The sequence below is a fragment of the Brevibacillus parabrevis genome, from assembly GCF_003710905.1.
GTDB classification, from domain to species: Bacteria; Bacillota; Bacilli; order Brevibacillales; family Brevibacillaceae; genus Brevibacillus; species Brevibacillus parabrevis.
In genome coordinates, this window is sequence record NZ_RHHV01000005.1 from 166,366 (window position 1) to 181,441 (window position 15,076).

The following is a 15,076-nucleotide window of genomic DNA, read 5'->3' on the forward strand; positions in this document are numbered from 1 at the left end:
TTGCTGCCGCGAATATGTAGTATTGCAGGGAGGGACGGCGGATGCCGCACTATGCGATGATGGTCAATCTGGAACGTAAACGTTGCGTCGTAGTCGGTGGCGGACAGGTCGCAGAACGGAAAATCGCCAGTCTGCTTGCCGCTGGCGCGGATGTCTGCGTCGTCAGTCCCACCTGTACAGAAGCGATTCACGCCTGGGGGCAAGCGGGCAGGCTGACGCTTTGGCAGCGACCGTTTGCTTCCGCTGATGTTTCTTCTGCTGTGCTCGTTGTCGCCGCGACCAGCGATTCTGCGGTCAATCTGGCTGTCTACGAAGCGTGTCAGCAAGCCGGGTGCCCGTGGATCAATGTAGTGGATCGTCCCGACCTGTGCTCGTTTACGGTTCCGTCCGTAGTCGAGCGCGGCGACCTGACTGTGGCCATCTCGACAGGGGGCAACAATCCGGGCTTGGCGAAAAAACTGCGCCGCCAGCTGGAAGCGTGGATCGGGCCTGAGTACAAAGACTACACGCGCTTTTTGGGAACGATGCGCAAACGGGTGCTCGCGCTGGACGAACTGGACGCTGCAGGCAAACGAGCCGTTTTGGCCGAGCTTTTGGATGACCGTTTCCTGGAATGGACCCGCAGCGGGGAGATCGAGCGAAGGGATCGGGAGGCAGAGGCGGTTGTAGCTGAATGGCTGGGCTGTGATCGATCATAGGCAAAAAAGGAACAACCTAAGTCTGATCGGGATGTCGACTTAGGTTGTTTCTTTTTGTGCGCGATCCGCGATGAGAAGCAGGCAGCTTAGCTCGTCCGAAAAAGGCAAGGAGGGATGCAGTGTTACTTTCAGATGTCCCAGCCCTCGTTCTTTGGCGTCCTGTAGCTGCCTGGCTATGTAGCTTTTGATCCAGCCTTCACCCGGCGCGTCATAAATTTGGCTGAAATTGCTGGAATACATGTCTGAAATGTTCTCGTCCCGGTAGTGATGAACGTGGGGCACGGTCGTGCGTTTCGAGAAGGAGCAGTCAAAGCTCTCCTGCAACGCAAAAATTTGCTGAAGCATTCCATTATTCTCCTTTTCCTGATATGGTGATAGTTGGTACGTATACCCTCTAGCGTAAGTCATTTTTTTCGGGGAGGAAACCTCTTTGTGGGATGCTGTTCAAATCGGCCCGTTTTTATTGAAAATGAGCACCTTGGCCGTCATCGTCTCCATTGCGACGGGCTTTCTTGCAATCACGTTTCTTGTCAAAAAAGACAGGGCGACAAGAGGGGCGCTCACGGAGCTGCTAAGCAACGCCGTTCTCCTCGGCTTTTTGGTTTGGAAGTTCAGCTATGCGCTGTTTCATCTGGACCAAGTCGTGCAAAATCCTTCGTCGCTTTTGTATTTTTCCGGCGGCGAGCGTGGAGCCTGGCTGGCGGCGCTTGCTGTGCTGGTATATTTTTCGCTGCGTCTGCGCAAAAAATCGGTTCCGGTCGACCTCGTGGCCTGGGCGGTGGCTACTGGTTCGTTGGCTGCGACAGGCATGTATCAGCTATTGACGGTGCTGCTTGAACAAAGCGGCTTTTTGTACGATGTTCAGCAGATCGTTTTATGCCTGTTGTTCCTTGTCTGGCTCCAACGCGCGCGAAAACAGCTGAACGAGCTGGCTGTCTGGCTTATGCTGCTGATGTGGTTTGCGATTGGACAAGTGTACGTGCAGTTTTACGTTCAACCGCGCGAAGCCGCCTTCGCGGGACTTTCCTCCGAGCAGCTTGTCTACTACGGGTGCGCGCTGTTGCTGCTCTTTTTGTCCAGACGCATGACCAAACGGAAAGGTGAGAACGCAGATGAAGTTTAATCAAATAGCGGCGTTTGTCGTGTTGATCGGCTTGCTGGCGTGGGGAATTGTCGATGCCTCGATCCTGTCGCCAAAAGGGAAAAATGCCGCGACGAGCGGGCCGGGGGCGACTAGCACAGCGCAGGTCGGCACGGAAAAAGGAAACGCGGCTCCCGATTTTGAACTGCAACGGCTGGACGGCAAGAAAGTAAAGCTGTCCGATTTTCGCGGGAAAAAAGTGATCGTCAATTTGTGGGCTACCTGGTGTCCGCCTTGTCGGGCAGAAATTCCCGACATGCAGCAATACTATGAAGCAAACAAAGACAACGATGTCGTCATTTTGGGCGTAAACTTGACGACGACGGAAACAAAACCGGAAGATGTCGGCGTGTTCGTAAAAGCGTACGGCATGACGTTCCCTGTCCTGCTGGATGAAGACAAGCAAGTCACCAACGAGTACAAGGCGATCTCGATTCCGACCAGCTACATTATTGATTCGAATGGCATCGTCCAGCACAAGTATATCGGGCCGATGAGCTACGAATGGATGGAGGAGACGCTGGCAGCGATCCAGTGAGGAAGCATGGGGGCGGAAAGCGGCGAGCACGATGATGGACGGAACGGACGAAAAAGGCAGCCTGTACACGCAGCGGCTGCCTTGAATCACCTATCAATACACTATGAATCGGACTGGTTTGCAGGAGGCTGCTTGACACTGCCGCGCTCCAGTGGAAGGACGGCATTCAGCAGCTGGTAGATGCGCTTTGATTCTTTCGTCAGCAAAGGGCCTAAAATGGCGAGAATCAGCACGTACAGAGCTGCGAACGGCTGGAGAATATCCATGAGTGCGCCCGCTTTTCCCAGATTAGCCATGATGATGGAAAACTCACCGCGTGAAACGATTGTCAGTCCAATGTTGGTGGAAGCTTTGGGCGGCAGCCCGGCGCTGCGTCCTGCCAAAAGTCCGGCAGCGACGTTTCCGATGAGGGTGATGACGACCGCAGCGATGGACAGCCAGACGGCTCCCCCCAATGACAGAGGATCAATCGTTAAACCGAAGCTGAAGAAAAACATGGCGCCGAAAAAGTCGCGAAATGGCAGTATCAGATGTTCGATGCGTTTCATATGTTGTGTTTCTGCTAATACGAGCCCCACGAGCAGCGCGCCGATGGCTTCAGCTACATGGATTGTCTCGGAAAAACCCGCAATCAAAAACAGGGCGGCAAACACCGTAATCATGAACACTTCGTTTGATTTGATGTTTAGCGCGCGATTCAAAAAAGGGACGAGCCTGCGGCCTACGACGATGAGCAGGAGCATGTAGCCGAGAGCAATCAGAGCGGAGGAAACCACGCCTCCGAGAGAAGTTGCTCCGCTGAGGACAAGCCCCGATACGATCGAGATGTACACGGCCAAAAAGATGTCCTCGAACATGATGATCCCAAGAATCATCTCGGTTTCGCGATTGGCTGTCCGTTTGAGATCGACCAGGACTTTTGCGACGATGGCGCTGGACGAAATCGTAGTGATTCCGGCGATGATCAGCACTTCTTTCAGCGGGAAGCCGCAGACCCAGCCAAACAGCACGCCGAGAGTAAAGTTAATGGCGATGTAGATCGTCCCGCCGATCGCGATAGAGCGCCCGGCCTTGATCAGACGCCCTACCGAAAACTCAAGGCCGAGGTAAAACAGCAGGAAAAGCACCCCGACTCTGCCCATAAATTCGATGAGCGGCGCACTGTCGATAAAGCGCAGATCGAACAGGCCGATATCGGGGGCGTGCGGACCGACGACCATCCCGACCAAAATGTAAAAGGGAACGATGGAGAACTTCAACTTGATGGAGAGGAAGCCGGCGATGGCAATCAGAGCGAGCGCCAGGCCGACTTCAAACACGATGTGCTCCAAGGTCAATCACCCCCGTTGCTGAGAATAGTCTTGAGCGCTTTCACCTGCTTTCGTTCACCTGCTACTACGAGGGTGGAGCTTGCACGAAGCACATACTCCGGTCCCGGATTGATCGTTTGTGTGTGGTCTTTTTCAATGACAGCGATGATCGTGGCACCCGTCTCCTGACGCACGTCCAGCTCGCCGATCGTCTTGCCGACGGCGCGTGAGCCAGCGTCGATTTTGTACCATTCGATCATAAGCTTGTCCAAAGCGACCTCAACTGTTTCCAGAGCGGTCGGCGTGTACGTCAGGCCGCCGACAATCGCTGCAATTTGCCGCGCCTCGTCGTCATCCAGCGTAACCATCGAGATGTTCTCATCCGGATCTTCGCGGTCAAAATGGTACATTTCCCGGCGGCCGTCATCGTGAATGATGATGACCAGCTTGTCGCCGCCTTTTGTTTCTACCTGATATTTTCTGCCGATTCCCGGCAAATCCGTCTCGCGAATCGAGAACATGCAACAACCTCCTTCTACGTCTGCCCATATGTATATAGGTAATCACTCTTATGCACGAAAGAGCGCCCTGCATGTCGCGCAAGATCATTTGGAATTATAACCATTCCGGTGTTACTTTAGTAATAATTCCGGATCATCCTTGGAAGCATTGTCGACATACGTACCCATTATCCATTATTATACACGAAGCGGCTTTCCCTTTTTGGCATAACCGAAACAAATTCGCATAGATTTGACACATTTTTTAAGGGTGATGAAGCGTGGCTAACAAGCAATATCGTTTGACAGAAGCAGAGTGGAACTTTATTTCGGACATGCGCTCCATGGAGATGGATGAGCTGCTGGACATTGTCATCGCTCTGCGCAATGAAGTGCGAGAGCTGGAAAAGAAAGCGGAAATCATCCGCGAACGGGAAAAAGAAGGCTGGGAAGCCGAATACCAGGCTGCCAAGAAGCGAATCAATCACCTTCGCCAGTTTGAGCAAGACTTGCGCAAGACGTGGCCGCATGATTAACCAGGCAGCCCGGCATGGCTGGCGCTTGCCAAAAGCATCCATAAGGAAACAGCAGAACCTGCGCTCAGCGGGTTCTTTTTTTTGTCCGATGGAATAAACTTGGAGGTGCGAAACAGGATGTCTCCGGAATTTGGCAAGGAAAAAATGCGATGTTGACATACTCTCGACACGATCAATAGGTAAAGTAAGTTATGTACATAGCGACATGATAGGAAAAAGACAACCGGGAGAAGGAGGACTTTTCATGTTCAAAAAACAGTATCTAGCAGTTTTCTCAGCGGTGGTTCTTGCGACGAGCTTGCTGCCGACTGGCTCTCAGGCAGCGACTGGAACAAAAAACTTGCAGGCAAAGTACAACAATATCAAGGTCTTGTATAATGGTGCTACTGTTCCGACTACGATCGAACCATTTATCGTAAACGGAACCACTTACATCCCGCTTCGCATGATGGCAGGCGTGTTCAACAAGGAAGTCGAGTGGAATGGCACGTCCTACACCATCACGGTAAAAGATCAGGCAGATGCGCAGCATGCAGCCGAGTTGTCCGCGCGTGACGCCCAGATTCGCACCTTGCAAAGCAAGATCGACACGCTGAACCAACAAATCTCTGATCTGGAAGACGATTTGGACGATGCGAAAAACAAAGACGATGACGACGATGTAGATGACCGTATGGACGATCTGGAGGATGCCCTGAATGACGACTACGGAGATTTCCGTGGCGTTGAATGGGATATCACCCTGAGCGGCGACGAGGATGACATCGACGTAGAAATCGCGCTTGACTTCGATGAGTACGAGGATGAACTGGATCAATCGGACTTCGAAGACCTCGTGGAAAATGTCATCGAAGACATTTGGGATGAGTTTGAAGACGCTGACGTAACAGGCGAAATCGTAGACTCCAGCAACAACGACAAAACGGAATACGACTTTGATGGCGATGCCAGCGATGAAGAAATCAGCTTCGAAGACGATGTTATCAACTAATCTTTTCTAAAGAAAAGCCTTGCTTCCCGAAAAATGGGGCAAGGCTTTTTTCCTATTTTCCAAAAACCGCAAATCCAAATATAAAAAGAAAGAGGTAAACTGATAGTATTAGGAGTACGTATTGGAAAGAGAGGAACCATGCGAGCAATCGCGAATGGGAGAAAAGGGAGCCTATGAAAAGCATTTTGTTGGTAGAAGATGAACTGGTAATCTCGCGCGTTTTGAAGGCGTACCTGCAAAAGGAAGGCCATCAGGTCTGGCAAGCTGACGATGGAATCGCCGCCATTCGGCTGTTTGACGAGAAAAAGCCGGATCTCGTTCTTTTGGATGTCATGCTTCCGGAGCGAAGCGGCTGGGAGATTTTACAGTATATTCGCGAAAAGAGCGCCTGTCCGGTGATCATTTTGACTGCGCTGGGGCAGACCGATCAAAAGCTGAAAGGGCTGAACCAGGGAGCCGATGACTATATAACGAAACCGTTTGTCGCTGAGGAAGTAGTGGCGCGGGTCAATGCTGTGCTGCGGCGGTCGGCGATTTTGGTAAAAGATCAGGAGACGCGCTTTTTCGGCAGTCTGAGAATCAACTTCCAGTCTCACCACGTAACCTTGCATGGACTGGAGCTGGTGTTTCATCCTCGCGATCTGTCGCTGCTGCTGTTTTTGGCCCAAAATCCGAATCAGACGTTCACGCGGGAACAATTGATAGATCAAGTGTGGGGAATCGACTTTGCAGGCAGCGATCGCGCTGTGGACCTCGCTATCAAGCGAGTGAGAAAAACATTGGAGAACTGGCCTGCCCAAGAAGGCGAGATCAAGACGCTCCGAGGGGTGGGGTATCAGTTCTGTGTTTACTAAAAAAAACGAGCCTGTCTCGCTGCTGCGCTACTGGACGACGCGCTACCTGCTGACGTTGGTAGTAGGGCTGCTCATCGTCGGAGCGGTTTCCGCCTACTGGATTAAATACGCCGCCGTGGAGAAGCAGATTGAAGTGACCAAGCTGTTCGCCGAAGAAGTAGCGGATCGGGTCGTAGACGACGATGGCAACATTTTGGTAGGCGGCAAGCTTCATCAGACGCTGGACAATCGGCGAAAATTTATGGGGGTGGATCGCAACCTCGTTTTGTTCATCAAAGACAAGCAGGGCGAAGTGATCTACAGCCGACCGGGGATGGGCATGCTCCCTCCCGAAATTCAGAAGGTGCTTCCCGGTTTGCTCCAGCAAGCAGACGAGGCAGACAAAATTCGGCAACCGACAGGAGATACGCTGTACGTCATCAGGAAAAATTTGGAATATAATGACAGCGTAATCGGGAAGGTCATTTTGCTGTTTCCGGAAACAGACATCAAGATCGGCAGGGAGCAGCTACAGTATTTGGTCATCATGCTCGGCAGTCTCGGCGTGCTCGGTTGGGCCGTCATCTACTTCCATTCCAGAAGGTTGTCTGAGCCGATTCAAAATGTCGTGCTGTCTGCGCGCAAAATCGTGGAGGGCAACTACGATGTGACGATTACGAAGCCGATCAAGGAGCGGGAAATTCACGAGCTGGTGTATACTTTCAAGGAGATGGCGGATCGGCTTCGTCAACTGGAAAGCATGCGCACGGAGCTGTTGGCAGGTGTGACCCACGAGTTGAAGACTCCCGTCACTTCGATTAGCGGATTGGTGCAGGCGGTTAACGACGAGGTCGTTTCGGGAGCCGAGCAGAAAGAATTTCTGGAGATTTGCCTGCGCGAAACAAAGCGTCTGCAAAAAATGGTCGAAGACTTGCTCGATTTCAACTCGTTTGCGGTCGGAGCCATTACAGTCCAGCAAGAAGAGCAAAACATCAGCAAGCTGGTCAAAGAAATCGCTTCGCAATGGCGAATCGTCCAGGAGCTGGAAGGAATCGTGTTTGAGATCGTCGTCCCGGAAAAGCAACTGCTGCTGTTTGTTGACTCTGGCCGCGTTCAGCAAATCTTGACGAATTTGTTGAACAACGCAAGACAGGCAGTAGGCAAAGCAGGCGCGCGCGGGAACATCCAATTGGTGATGTACGAGACAGAGCACGCGGTGTGCATCGATGTAAAAGACAATGGCAACGGGATTCCCGTTGAGGAGCAGCCGCTTGTTTTCGAGCGCTTTTTTCGGGGCAGCAACAAAAAAGACAAAGTGCGCGGATTGGGATTGGGGCTGTCCTACTCCCGTCTGATGGCAAAAGCGCTCGGCGGGGAGCTGGTGCTTGCATCCAGCAGTGAGCAAGGCTCTGTTTTTACCCTTGCATTGCCATTGCCCAAGCGAGCGGAGGCAGGCGCAAGCGAGCACGAGACTGGGGGTGGCAAGCGGATATGATCGATTACGAAGCCATTTTGGGGGCGCTTTTTGATATCGTGCACGTCACCGACGAAAAGGGACGGACACTGTATTGCTCCGGGCGCTACGAGGAATTTTTCGGGATTGACCCGCAGGAAATGATCGGGAAGCCTATCGAGGAATTTTATCATTTGGGCTATTTTTCTCCGACCATCACGATGCGGGTCATTCGCGACAGAAAAAAGGTGCATACGATTCAGACGACGCGCAACAACCGCAGATTGCTGGTCGAAGGCACTCCGCTGTGGGATGCGAACGGGGAGTTTTGCGGAGTCGTCAACACGTCGCTTGATATTACCGATCAGGAGCAGCTACAGCAGGTGCAGAACGAGAGGAAGTACGTCGGCGGCATTTTGCAAAGCGAGATGACCAAGGAGAACAGCAGGAAAAAAAGCAAAACGAACCTGATCTACCGCAGCCAGTCGATGGAGCAGGTGACCACGATGGCAGAAAAGCTGGCGCAGGTCGAGTCGTCGATGATTTTGCTTGGAGAGTCAGGCGTTGGCAAGGGCGTCCTGGCGAAATACATACACGAGTGCAGTCCGCGCTCAGGGAAGCCTTTTATCCACATCAACTGTGGCGCGATCCCCGAGACTTTGCTGGAGTCCGAGCTGTTCGGGTACGAAAAAGGCGCGTTTACCGGAGCGGACAAGGACGGCAAAGCAGGCTTGATCGAAAAGGCGAACGGCGGCACGCTGTTTTTGGATGAAATCGGCGAAATGCCGCTATCTTTGCAAGTCAAACTGCTCAATGTGCTGCAGGAAAAAACGATTACGCCTGTCGGCAGTGCGGTCCCGCGAAAAGTCGACGTCAAGCTGATTACCGCCACCAACCAAAATTTGCGGCAGATGGTCAAAGAGGGCAGATTTCGCGAGGATTTGTACTACCGGATTCACGTCGTGCCGCTGGAGATTCCGCCATTGCGGGAACGCCGCGAAGAAATTCCGGTGCTCGTCCATTACTTTCTCCATGTTTTCTCGGAAAAATATTGTTTGGACAGGCGGCTGGCCGATGTGTGCTACCGGATTCTTGCGGAGTACGATTGGCCTGGCAATGTGCGTGAATTGGAAAATGTAGTGGAGCGGCTTGTCGTGACTTCACCGGACGTCCTCATCACGCCGAGTCAAATTCCGCGCTATATCCACGGCCACGAGGGCAGCCCTTCAGGGGGAATCAAAGTGGAGCGGGTGATGCAGATGCAGGAGGCGATGGAGGAAGTGGAGCGGCAATTGCTTGAGCGCGCCTACGAGCAGCATAAGACGACGACAAAAGTAGCGGAAGTGCTTGGCATCAGCCAGCCGTCAGCGAGCCGGAAGCTGCGAAAATGGCTATTCACGCGTGAATAAACGCTATTCAGCTGCGAATAGCACGCGAGCCGATGATTTCCGCTTTTAGCGACTCCGATATGCAACGGTGAATAGAGGAGGAGCGAATCGCGAGCAGCCAACGTATTGGCATTGTTTTTGCAATATTACGAAAGTCATCAACAGCATAGTGGCAGCGTACGCGGGGCGTGCCAAGTTGCATGCAACAGGAAGCTGTGAACGGGATCAATCATCGTAAAAGGGAGACGGGTCGGATGAACAAAGGAAAAGCGTTGCGTGCAGGAGATACGATCGGACTGGTTGCCACTTCAAGTCCGGCTACGGAAGAAATGTTGAACAAAGCGATTGCCGGGCTTGTGGAGCTTGGCTTCAAGGTAAAAGTCGGGGAAACGTGCTATGAGACGTACGGCGGGTATTTGGCCGGGACGCCGCTGCAGCGGGCTGGCGAGCTGAACGCGATGTTTGCCGATGATGAAGTGGACGGAATCATGTGCATGCGTGGCGGATACGGGGCGCCGCAAATTTTGCCGATGCTCGATTACGACCTGATTGCGCAAAATCCGAAGCTGTTTGTCGGCTACAGCGACATTACAGCGCTGCACACCGCGTTTGGGCAGCAGGCCGGGCTTGCGACTTTGCACGGCCCGATGGCGACTTCCGATATTGCACACGGGCTGGATGACTGGTCCAAACAGTATTTGCTGCGGGCGATGACGCGACCGGAGCCGCTCGGACCGATCATCAATCCGCCGGGAGAGGACGTTGTCTGTCTCGTAGAAGGGCAAGCGTACGGGCCGATTGTCGGCGGCAATCTCGCTTTGATCGCCACTTTGATGGGCACGCCTTATCAGCTGGATACGCGAGGAAAAATCTTGTTTCTGGAAGATATCGACGAGGAGCCGTACCGCATCGATCGCATGCTGACACAGATGGCGCTCGGCGGGCTGTTCAACGATTGCGCGGGCGTGGTCATCGGTACGTGGACCAACTGCGAGCCGAAAAAACGCGAAGGCTTTTCCGTGTGGGACGTCTTCCAAAACATTGTCGTGCCGTACGGGAAGCCGACCATCTGGAACGTGCAAATCGGGCACGGCGCTTTCAACATGGCTCTGCCTTTTGGCGTGGAGGCTACGCTTGACGCAACGCACGGGGTGTTGGCGATTGAGGAGAGTGTGACGGTATGAGTACAGGGCTAAACGAAGCGTTGCTGCAACGTGCACAAGAGCTGCTTCCGTGGCTGACGGAGGTTCGCCGCGATTTTCACCGATATCCCGAGTTCGGGATGGAGGAGTTCCGTACCCAGGAAAAAATCAGCGCCTACTTGAACGAACTGGGCATTCCGCATGAAAAAGTGGCGGGCACAGGTATCGTCGGAATAATCGAAGGAGCGCATCCGGGTGGTGTTGTCGGGCTTCGCGGCGATATGGATGCCTTGCCGATTTTCGAGGAAAACGCGGTGGAGTACCGCTCCCAGATCGCGGGCCGGATGCATGCCTGCGGTCACGATGCCCACATGACATGCTTGCTTGGCGCAGCGCGGCTGCTCGTAGCGCAGAAGCATCAACTGGCAGGCAGCGTGAAGCTGTTTTTCCAGCCAGCAGAAGAGACGGTAGGCGGAGCGTTGCCGATGATTCGCGAAGGCGTGCTGGACAACCCGCGTGTGGACGCCGTCTTTGGCTTGCACGTATCCCCGGAGCTTGCCGTCGGCAGCATCGCGGTCAAATACGGACAAATGAACGCCGCGTCTGACGATGTACACATCGTCGTCAGGGGAGAAAACGGGCACGGCGCCTATCCGCACAACGGAAGAGACGCGATTGTGATCGCCGCCCACGTCATCACCGCTCTGCAAACGATTGTCAGCCGAAACGTCGATCCGCGCGACTCGGCGGTGCTGTCGCTCGGCATGATTTCCGGCGGGACGGCGAGCAACGTGATCGCTTCGGAAGTGAAACTGACCGGAACGATTCGGACGCTGGACAAAAAAGTCAGGACGATGGTGAAGGAGCGCGTGCGCGAGGTGGCAGAGCTTGCGGCGCGAAGCCTCGGCGGGGCGGCTGAGGTCGTGTTTGAGGAAGGCTACACTTCCTTGATCAACGACAGCGCCATGGTTGACCTCGTAAAGCAGTGCGGCGAGCAACTGCTGGGAACCGACAAGGTTAAGGTGAATGAGCTGCCCAGTCTGGGCGTAGAGGACTTTGCCTTTTTTGCCGAGCATGTTCCCAGTGCTTTTTACCACCTGGGCGTGCGCAATGAGCAGGCGGGCCTCGTTTATCCCGTTCACCACCCGCGCTTCGACCTCGATGAGCGCAGCCTGATGATCGGCGCAGCCATGCAAGCCTGTAACGCCATGACCTTTTTGCAAAAACAGGCGGCGCAACGCCAAGCAAAATAGCGAGGAAGCTGAATCCGTGGGACGGGTATAGGATATCGCGAGCGGCGGCACAATACAGACGCATATCTTTTTTAGGAAAGTGAAGAGAGGAGCGTCTTTCATGAGCATGACAATGAGTCGGCCCGTCACCGATGTGTTGAATAAGCAGGTTGCCAACTGGTCTGTGTTGTATGTGAAGCTGCACCATTTCCACTGGTATGTAAAAGGCCCGCATTTCTTCACGCTCCATGCCAAATTCGAGGAGCTGTACAACGAAGCCGCGACGTATGTGGACGACCTGGCTGAACGACTTCTCGCTGTCGGCGGCAAGCCTGTCTCGACCATGAAGTCCTGTATCGAGCAAGCTTCCATCAAGGAAGCGGCTGGCGGCGAGTCGGCCGATCAGATGGTGCAAGCAGTCGTGAGCGATTTCACGACATTGATCGGGGAGCTTGAAGAGGGCATCACGGCGGCGGAAGCGGCAAACGACGAAGCGACAGGCGACATGTTTTTGGGAATGAGTGAAAGCTTGCAAAAGCATGTCTGGATGCTGCAGGCGTACTTGGGAAAATAAACGAAAGCAGAAGCAAGCTGATGCCTTTGGTGTCAGCTTGTTTTTATATGAAAATATTTACAAAATAGCTGTAAGAAACAAGCAGATGTTGTATCTAACAGGAGAAGGAGGCGAGAAAGCTGAGGAATAAAGAGCTGCTATCGTCCATCTCGGTTCTCCATGCTACGGCGGAAGTCTCGTTGGAACAATTGGTTGATGACCATCTTTATCGCGTGTATCGCCTGTGTTGTTGGCTGGTCCAAGATCGGCTGGTTGCGGAAGATATCACGCAGGAAGTGTTTTTGCGTGCGTATCAGCATCTGCCGAACTTTCGGGGCGATAGTAAAGTCGAAACCTGGCTGTATCGGATTGCTGTCAATGAATGCAAAAGATATCGACGATCATGGTCATTCCGAAATTTGTTTTACCAGGCAGATCCGCTTGTTCCAGGGTTTACCGAATTGGAAGAGGAAGTCATGCAAAAAGAAGAATGGCGTCAATTGGTTACAACTGTATCCAAACTGCCCTATCGGCATCGGCAAATGCTGATTCTCTGCTATTTTGAAGAGCTTAGCGCGGAAGAGATCGCAGAGGTGCTTGGCATCTCGACTGGTGCGGTGTATACGCGATTGCATCGTGCCCGCGAAAAGCTAAAGGCACTTTTGCTAAAGGAGGGAGAGGATTGGACATAGAGAAAGGACTGCGCCTGTTGGCAAAGCGCGAGCAGAAGGCATTCAAGGCGGATGCAGAACACTTGAAGCAAATCGAACAAAACATTTTCGCCCAGGTAAAGGGAAGGAAAAAAAGCGGGTCAGGCCGGATCGCAGCCATTTTGGCGTGCTCGGTTCTCATTGCCGTGACAAGTGCAGGCGTTACGAGCGAGTTTGGCCAGGAGAGCAGCAAAAATTGGTCGCAGGAAAAAGAGAGCGTTCCAGTGAGCGATTATTTCGTTCAAAGGCAGCTGGAAAGCATGAAAGAGCTGCTGTGGGTATATGGAGGGGTGAACATCGAGAAAATGTCACGTTCACCACTGGACGGTGTCTTCCTCGATGCCAAAGAAGCGCTGCTGTTAGAAGACAAGCGCAGGAAGCTTCATGTCGTTTTGTTCCCGGAAGGCTATCAGGCAGACCAAATCAAGATCAAAGAAGACTTCACGCGCTCGCACGATATTACGTATACGTTTGAGAATGCCCGTTTGAAAGCAGAACGGCTGCCGCTGCGAGCCAGTGGGCCAACTTATGTGTATGCTTTTCAAAACATTCTTTTTTTGACGAACAACCTGGAATTTCAGGCAGATGTGAAGTATGCCTATGAACTTGCGCAAAAAAAAGCAGCGATGCTCCAATCTTTTTCTCTTGAGCCGTCTGCCTTTATTTACCTCAGCAATGACAAGCAGGGTCGTATCTACGCTGATTTGGGATGGAGGGAAGAGGTGTTAAAACAAATCGCTCGCCTCTCCATGCAACCAGTTTTCGAGAACAGGCCGTACAAAGGGAGCCTTCCTTCCGTATTTTTAGCAAGGCATAATCCTACCGCAATCGTGATTTACAATGACGGAAAGGGCAGCGATCAGTCTGTTCGCTACCGCTGGGTGGAGCAAACGAAAACCTGGGAATTGGAGGGAAAACAAAGCTTGCCAGCCAAAGACTTCGCGAAACAAGAAAGGTGATATTGCTGTGGGAATGTACTCATTTTCGCAGGGGGAAAGTGTCCGTGATTTGCTTCGGGACATCCCTCTTGTTCCCAAGAGCGGCATGCTAGTGTAAACTTACTTTGTGATGAAACAAAGAAAGCACTTTCATGATGGAAAGGATGTACATTCCCATGGCATCACCCTACGTTACTTTCAACCGCGAGCAGTGGAGAGCACTGCGTGCTTCCACACCGCTAACCATATCAGATGAAGAGCTCTCCTGTTTGCAGGGACTGAATGAAAATATATCCATGACCGAGGTCGCCGACATTTATTTGCCGTTGTCCCGACTGTTGAACTTGTATGTTGGCGGCATGCAGGAGCTGTATCAGGCTACGCATACGTTTTTGGGCAATCAGGACGGCAAGGTTCCGTTTATTATCGGGATTGCCGGCAGCGTCGCTGTAGGCAAAAGCACGACGGCCCGGATTTTGCAGACGCTCTTGTCGCGTTGGCCGAACCATCCCAAGGTCGATCTGGTCACGACAGACGGCTTCCTCTACCCGAACCGCGTCCTGGAAGAGCGGGGCATCATGAAGCGCAAAGGCTTCCCGGAGAGCTACGACCTGCGCCGTTTTATCAATTTTTTGGCTGATGTGAAATCCGGGTTGCCTGAAGTCAAGGCTCCTGTTTACTCCCATCTGGTCTACGACATCGTTCCGGGGGAATGGCAAACCGTTCGCCAGCCGGATATTCTGATTGTGGAAGGATTGAATGTTCTGCAACCGCCAAAAGGCGACGAGCCGCGCATATCGGAAGTCATCGTCTCCGATTTCTTCGATTATTCGATTTACGTGCATGCAGAAGAAAAAGACATTTTGGAATGGTACGTCGAGCGCTTCAAGTTGCTGCGGCAAACGGCGTTTTCCGATCCGAACTCGTATTTCAGACGGTATGCGAGCTTGTCCGACGAAGAAGCGACAGAAGTGGCGACAGGCATCTGGACGGAAATCAACGGGGCCAATTTGGTGCAAAACATTTTGCCGACGCGAGTCAGGGCGCAGCTCATTTTGAACAAAGGGCAAGATCACATGGTGCAAAGCGTCAAGCTGCGCAAACTGTAACGAA

The 15,076-nt window shown here is 52.8% G+C and carries 17 protein-coding genes; 14 read left to right on the forward strand and 3 right to left on the reverse strand.

Annotated elements, in window-relative coordinates; genetic code table 11:
- Window positions 1-41: 41 nt before the first annotated feature.
- Entirely contained in the window at window positions 42-698 is a 657-nt protein-coding gene (locus EDM60_RS04160; RefSeq protein WP_122962816.1) for a precorrin-2 dehydrogenase/sirohydrochlorin ferrochelatase family protein, read from the forward strand.
- A 39-nt stretch (window positions 699-737) separates the two neighbouring features.
- Here EDM60_RS04160 and EDM60_RS04165 read toward each other — a convergent pair whose 3' ends face one another.
- Window positions 738-1,043 carry a hypothetical protein gene (locus EDM60_RS04165; RefSeq protein ID WP_122962817.1) on the reverse strand — a complete coding sequence of 102 codons (306 nt, stop codon included), beginning with the start codon at window positions 1,041-1,043 and terminating at the stop codon, window positions 738-740.
- Between the two features lie 85 nt (window positions 1,044-1,128).
- Between EDM60_RS04165 and EDM60_RS04170 the strand changes: the two genes are divergently transcribed.
- Window positions 1,129-1,821 carry a hypothetical protein gene (locus tag EDM60_RS04170; RefSeq protein WP_122962818.1) on the forward strand — a complete coding sequence of 231 codons (693 nt, stop codon included), beginning with the start codon at window positions 1,129-1,131 and terminating at the stop codon, window positions 1,819-1,821.
- A complete protein-coding gene (locus tag EDM60_RS04175; protein WP_122962819.1) occupies window positions 1,811-2,377 on the forward strand; it encodes a peroxiredoxin family protein in 567 nt (188 codons plus the stop codon). The genes EDM60_RS04170 and EDM60_RS04175 overlap by 11 nt, the downstream gene beginning before the upstream one ends.
- A 101-nt stretch (window positions 2,378-2,478) precedes the next feature.
- Here EDM60_RS04175 and EDM60_RS04180 read toward each other — a convergent pair whose 3' ends face one another.
- The gene (locus EDM60_RS04180) at window positions 2,479-3,708 is read right to left on the reverse strand and encodes a cation:proton antiporter (protein WP_122962820.1); all 1,230 of its coding nucleotides are present in this window, start codon (window positions 3,706-3,708) and stop codon (window positions 2,479-2,481) included.
- 2 nt (window positions 3,709-3,710) lie between these two features.
- Entirely contained in the window at window positions 3,711-4,208 is a 498-nt protein-coding gene (locus EDM60_RS04185; protein WP_122962821.1) for a cation:proton antiporter regulatory subunit, read from the reverse strand.
- 260 nt (window positions 4,209-4,468) lie between these two features.
- On the opposite strand from EDM60_RS04185, the gene EDM60_RS04190 reads away from it, so the two are divergent.
- The 11 genes from EDM60_RS04190 (at window position 4,469) to coaA (ending at window position 15,072) form a co-directional block, all read left to right on the forward strand.
- A complete protein-coding gene (locus tag EDM60_RS04190; protein WP_063228359.1) occupies window positions 4,469-4,723 on the forward strand; it encodes a hypothetical protein in 255 nt (84 codons plus the stop codon).
- A 244-nt stretch (window positions 4,724-4,967) separates the two neighbouring features.
- Window positions 4,968-5,714: a stalk domain-containing protein gene (locus EDM60_RS04195; protein ID WP_122962822.1), complete on the forward strand. Its 747-nt coding sequence runs from the start codon at window positions 4,968-4,970 to the stop codon at window positions 5,712-5,714.
- Window positions 5,715-5,887: 173 nt separating this feature from the next.
- The gene (locus EDM60_RS04200) at window positions 5,888-6,568 is read left to right on the forward strand and encodes a response regulator transcription factor (RefSeq protein ID WP_122962823.1); all 681 of its coding nucleotides are present in this window, start codon (window positions 5,888-5,890) and stop codon (window positions 6,566-6,568) included.
- Complete coding sequence (locus EDM60_RS04205; protein ID WP_122962824.1) at window positions 6,558-8,042, forward strand: HAMP domain-containing sensor histidine kinase; 1,485 nt, start codon at window positions 6,558-6,560, stop codon at window positions 8,040-8,042. The genes EDM60_RS04200 and EDM60_RS04205 overlap by 11 nt, the downstream gene beginning before the upstream one ends.
- Window positions 8,039-9,409 (forward strand): sigma-54 interaction domain-containing protein, encoded by a 1,371-nt coding sequence (locus EDM60_RS04210; RefSeq protein ID WP_122962825.1) that lies wholly within the window; start codon window positions 8,039-8,041, stop codon window positions 9,407-9,409. Before EDM60_RS04205 ends, EDM60_RS04210 begins: the two co-directional genes overlap by 4 nt.
- Before the next feature lie 233 nt (window positions 9,410-9,642).
- On the forward strand, window positions 9,643-10,572 hold the full coding sequence (locus tag EDM60_RS04215; protein ID WP_122962826.1) for a S66 peptidase family protein: 930 nt from the start codon (window positions 9,643-9,645) through the stop codon (window positions 10,570-10,572).
- Window positions 10,569-11,783 (forward strand): M20 metallopeptidase family protein, encoded by a 1,215-nt coding sequence (locus tag EDM60_RS04220; protein ID WP_122962827.1) that lies wholly within the window; start codon window positions 10,569-10,571, stop codon window positions 11,781-11,783. The genes EDM60_RS04215 and EDM60_RS04220 overlap by 4 nt, the downstream gene beginning before the upstream one ends.
- 100 nt (window positions 11,784-11,883) lie before the next feature.
- Window positions 11,884-12,336 carry a Dps family protein gene (locus EDM60_RS04225; protein WP_122962828.1) on the forward strand — a complete coding sequence of 151 codons (453 nt, stop codon included), beginning with the start codon at window positions 11,884-11,886 and terminating at the stop codon, window positions 12,334-12,336.
- 179 nt (window positions 12,337-12,515) lie between these two features.
- On the forward strand, window positions 12,516-13,007 hold the full coding sequence (locus tag EDM60_RS04230) for an RNA polymerase sigma factor (protein ID WP_229049840.1): 492 nt from the start codon (window positions 12,516-12,518) through the stop codon (window positions 13,005-13,007).
- Window positions 12,998-13,984, forward strand: a complete 987-nt coding sequence (locus tag EDM60_RS04235; RefSeq protein ID WP_122962829.1) for a hypothetical protein — start codon at window positions 12,998-13,000, stop codon at window positions 13,982-13,984. Before EDM60_RS04230 ends, EDM60_RS04235 begins: the two co-directional genes overlap by 10 nt.
- A gap of 155 nt (window positions 13,985-14,139) precedes the next feature.
- Entirely contained in the window at window positions 14,140-15,072 is a 933-nt protein-coding gene (coaA, locus tag EDM60_RS04240) for a type I pantothenate kinase (RefSeq protein WP_229049841.1), read from the forward strand.
- Window positions 15,073-15,076 lie beyond the last annotated feature (4 nt).

Coding starts and splice junctions, on each gene's coding strand:
- EDM60_RS04160 (WP_122962816.1), top strand. CDS start 42: ATGCCGCACTATGCGATGATGGTCAATCTGGAACGTAAACGTTGCGTC.
- EDM60_RS04165 (WP_122962817.1), bottom strand. CDS start 1,043: ATGCTTCAGCAAATTTTTGCGTTGCAGGAGAGCTTTGACTGCTCCTTC.
- EDM60_RS04175 (WP_122962819.1), top strand. CDS start 1,811: ATGAAGTTTAATCAAATAGCGGCGTTTGTCGTGTTGATCGGCTTGCTG.
- EDM60_RS04185 (WP_122962821.1), bottom strand. CDS start 4,208: ATGTTCTCGATTCGCGAGACGGATTTGCCGGGAATCGGCAGAAAATAT.
- EDM60_RS04195 (WP_122962822.1), top strand. CDS start 4,968: ATGTTCAAAAAACAGTATCTAGCAGTTTTCTCAGCGGTGGTTCTTGCG.
- EDM60_RS04200 (WP_122962823.1), top strand. CDS start 5,888: ATGAAAAGCATTTTGTTGGTAGAAGATGAACTGGTAATCTCGCGCGTT.
- EDM60_RS04210 (WP_122962825.1), top strand. CDS start 8,039: ATGATCGATTACGAAGCCATTTTGGGGGCGCTTTTTGATATCGTGCAC.
- EDM60_RS04215 (WP_122962826.1), top strand. CDS start 9,643: ATGAACAAAGGAAAAGCGTTGCGTGCAGGAGATACGATCGGACTGGTT.
- EDM60_RS04220 (WP_122962827.1), top strand. CDS start 10,569: ATGAGTACAGGGCTAAACGAAGCGTTGCTGCAACGTGCACAAGAGCTG.
- EDM60_RS04225 (WP_122962828.1), top strand. CDS start 11,884: ATGAGCATGACAATGAGTCGGCCCGTCACCGATGTGTTGAATAAGCAG.
- coaA (WP_229049841.1), top strand. CDS start 14,140: ATGGCATCACCCTACGTTACTTTCAACCGCGAGCAGTGGAGAGCACTG.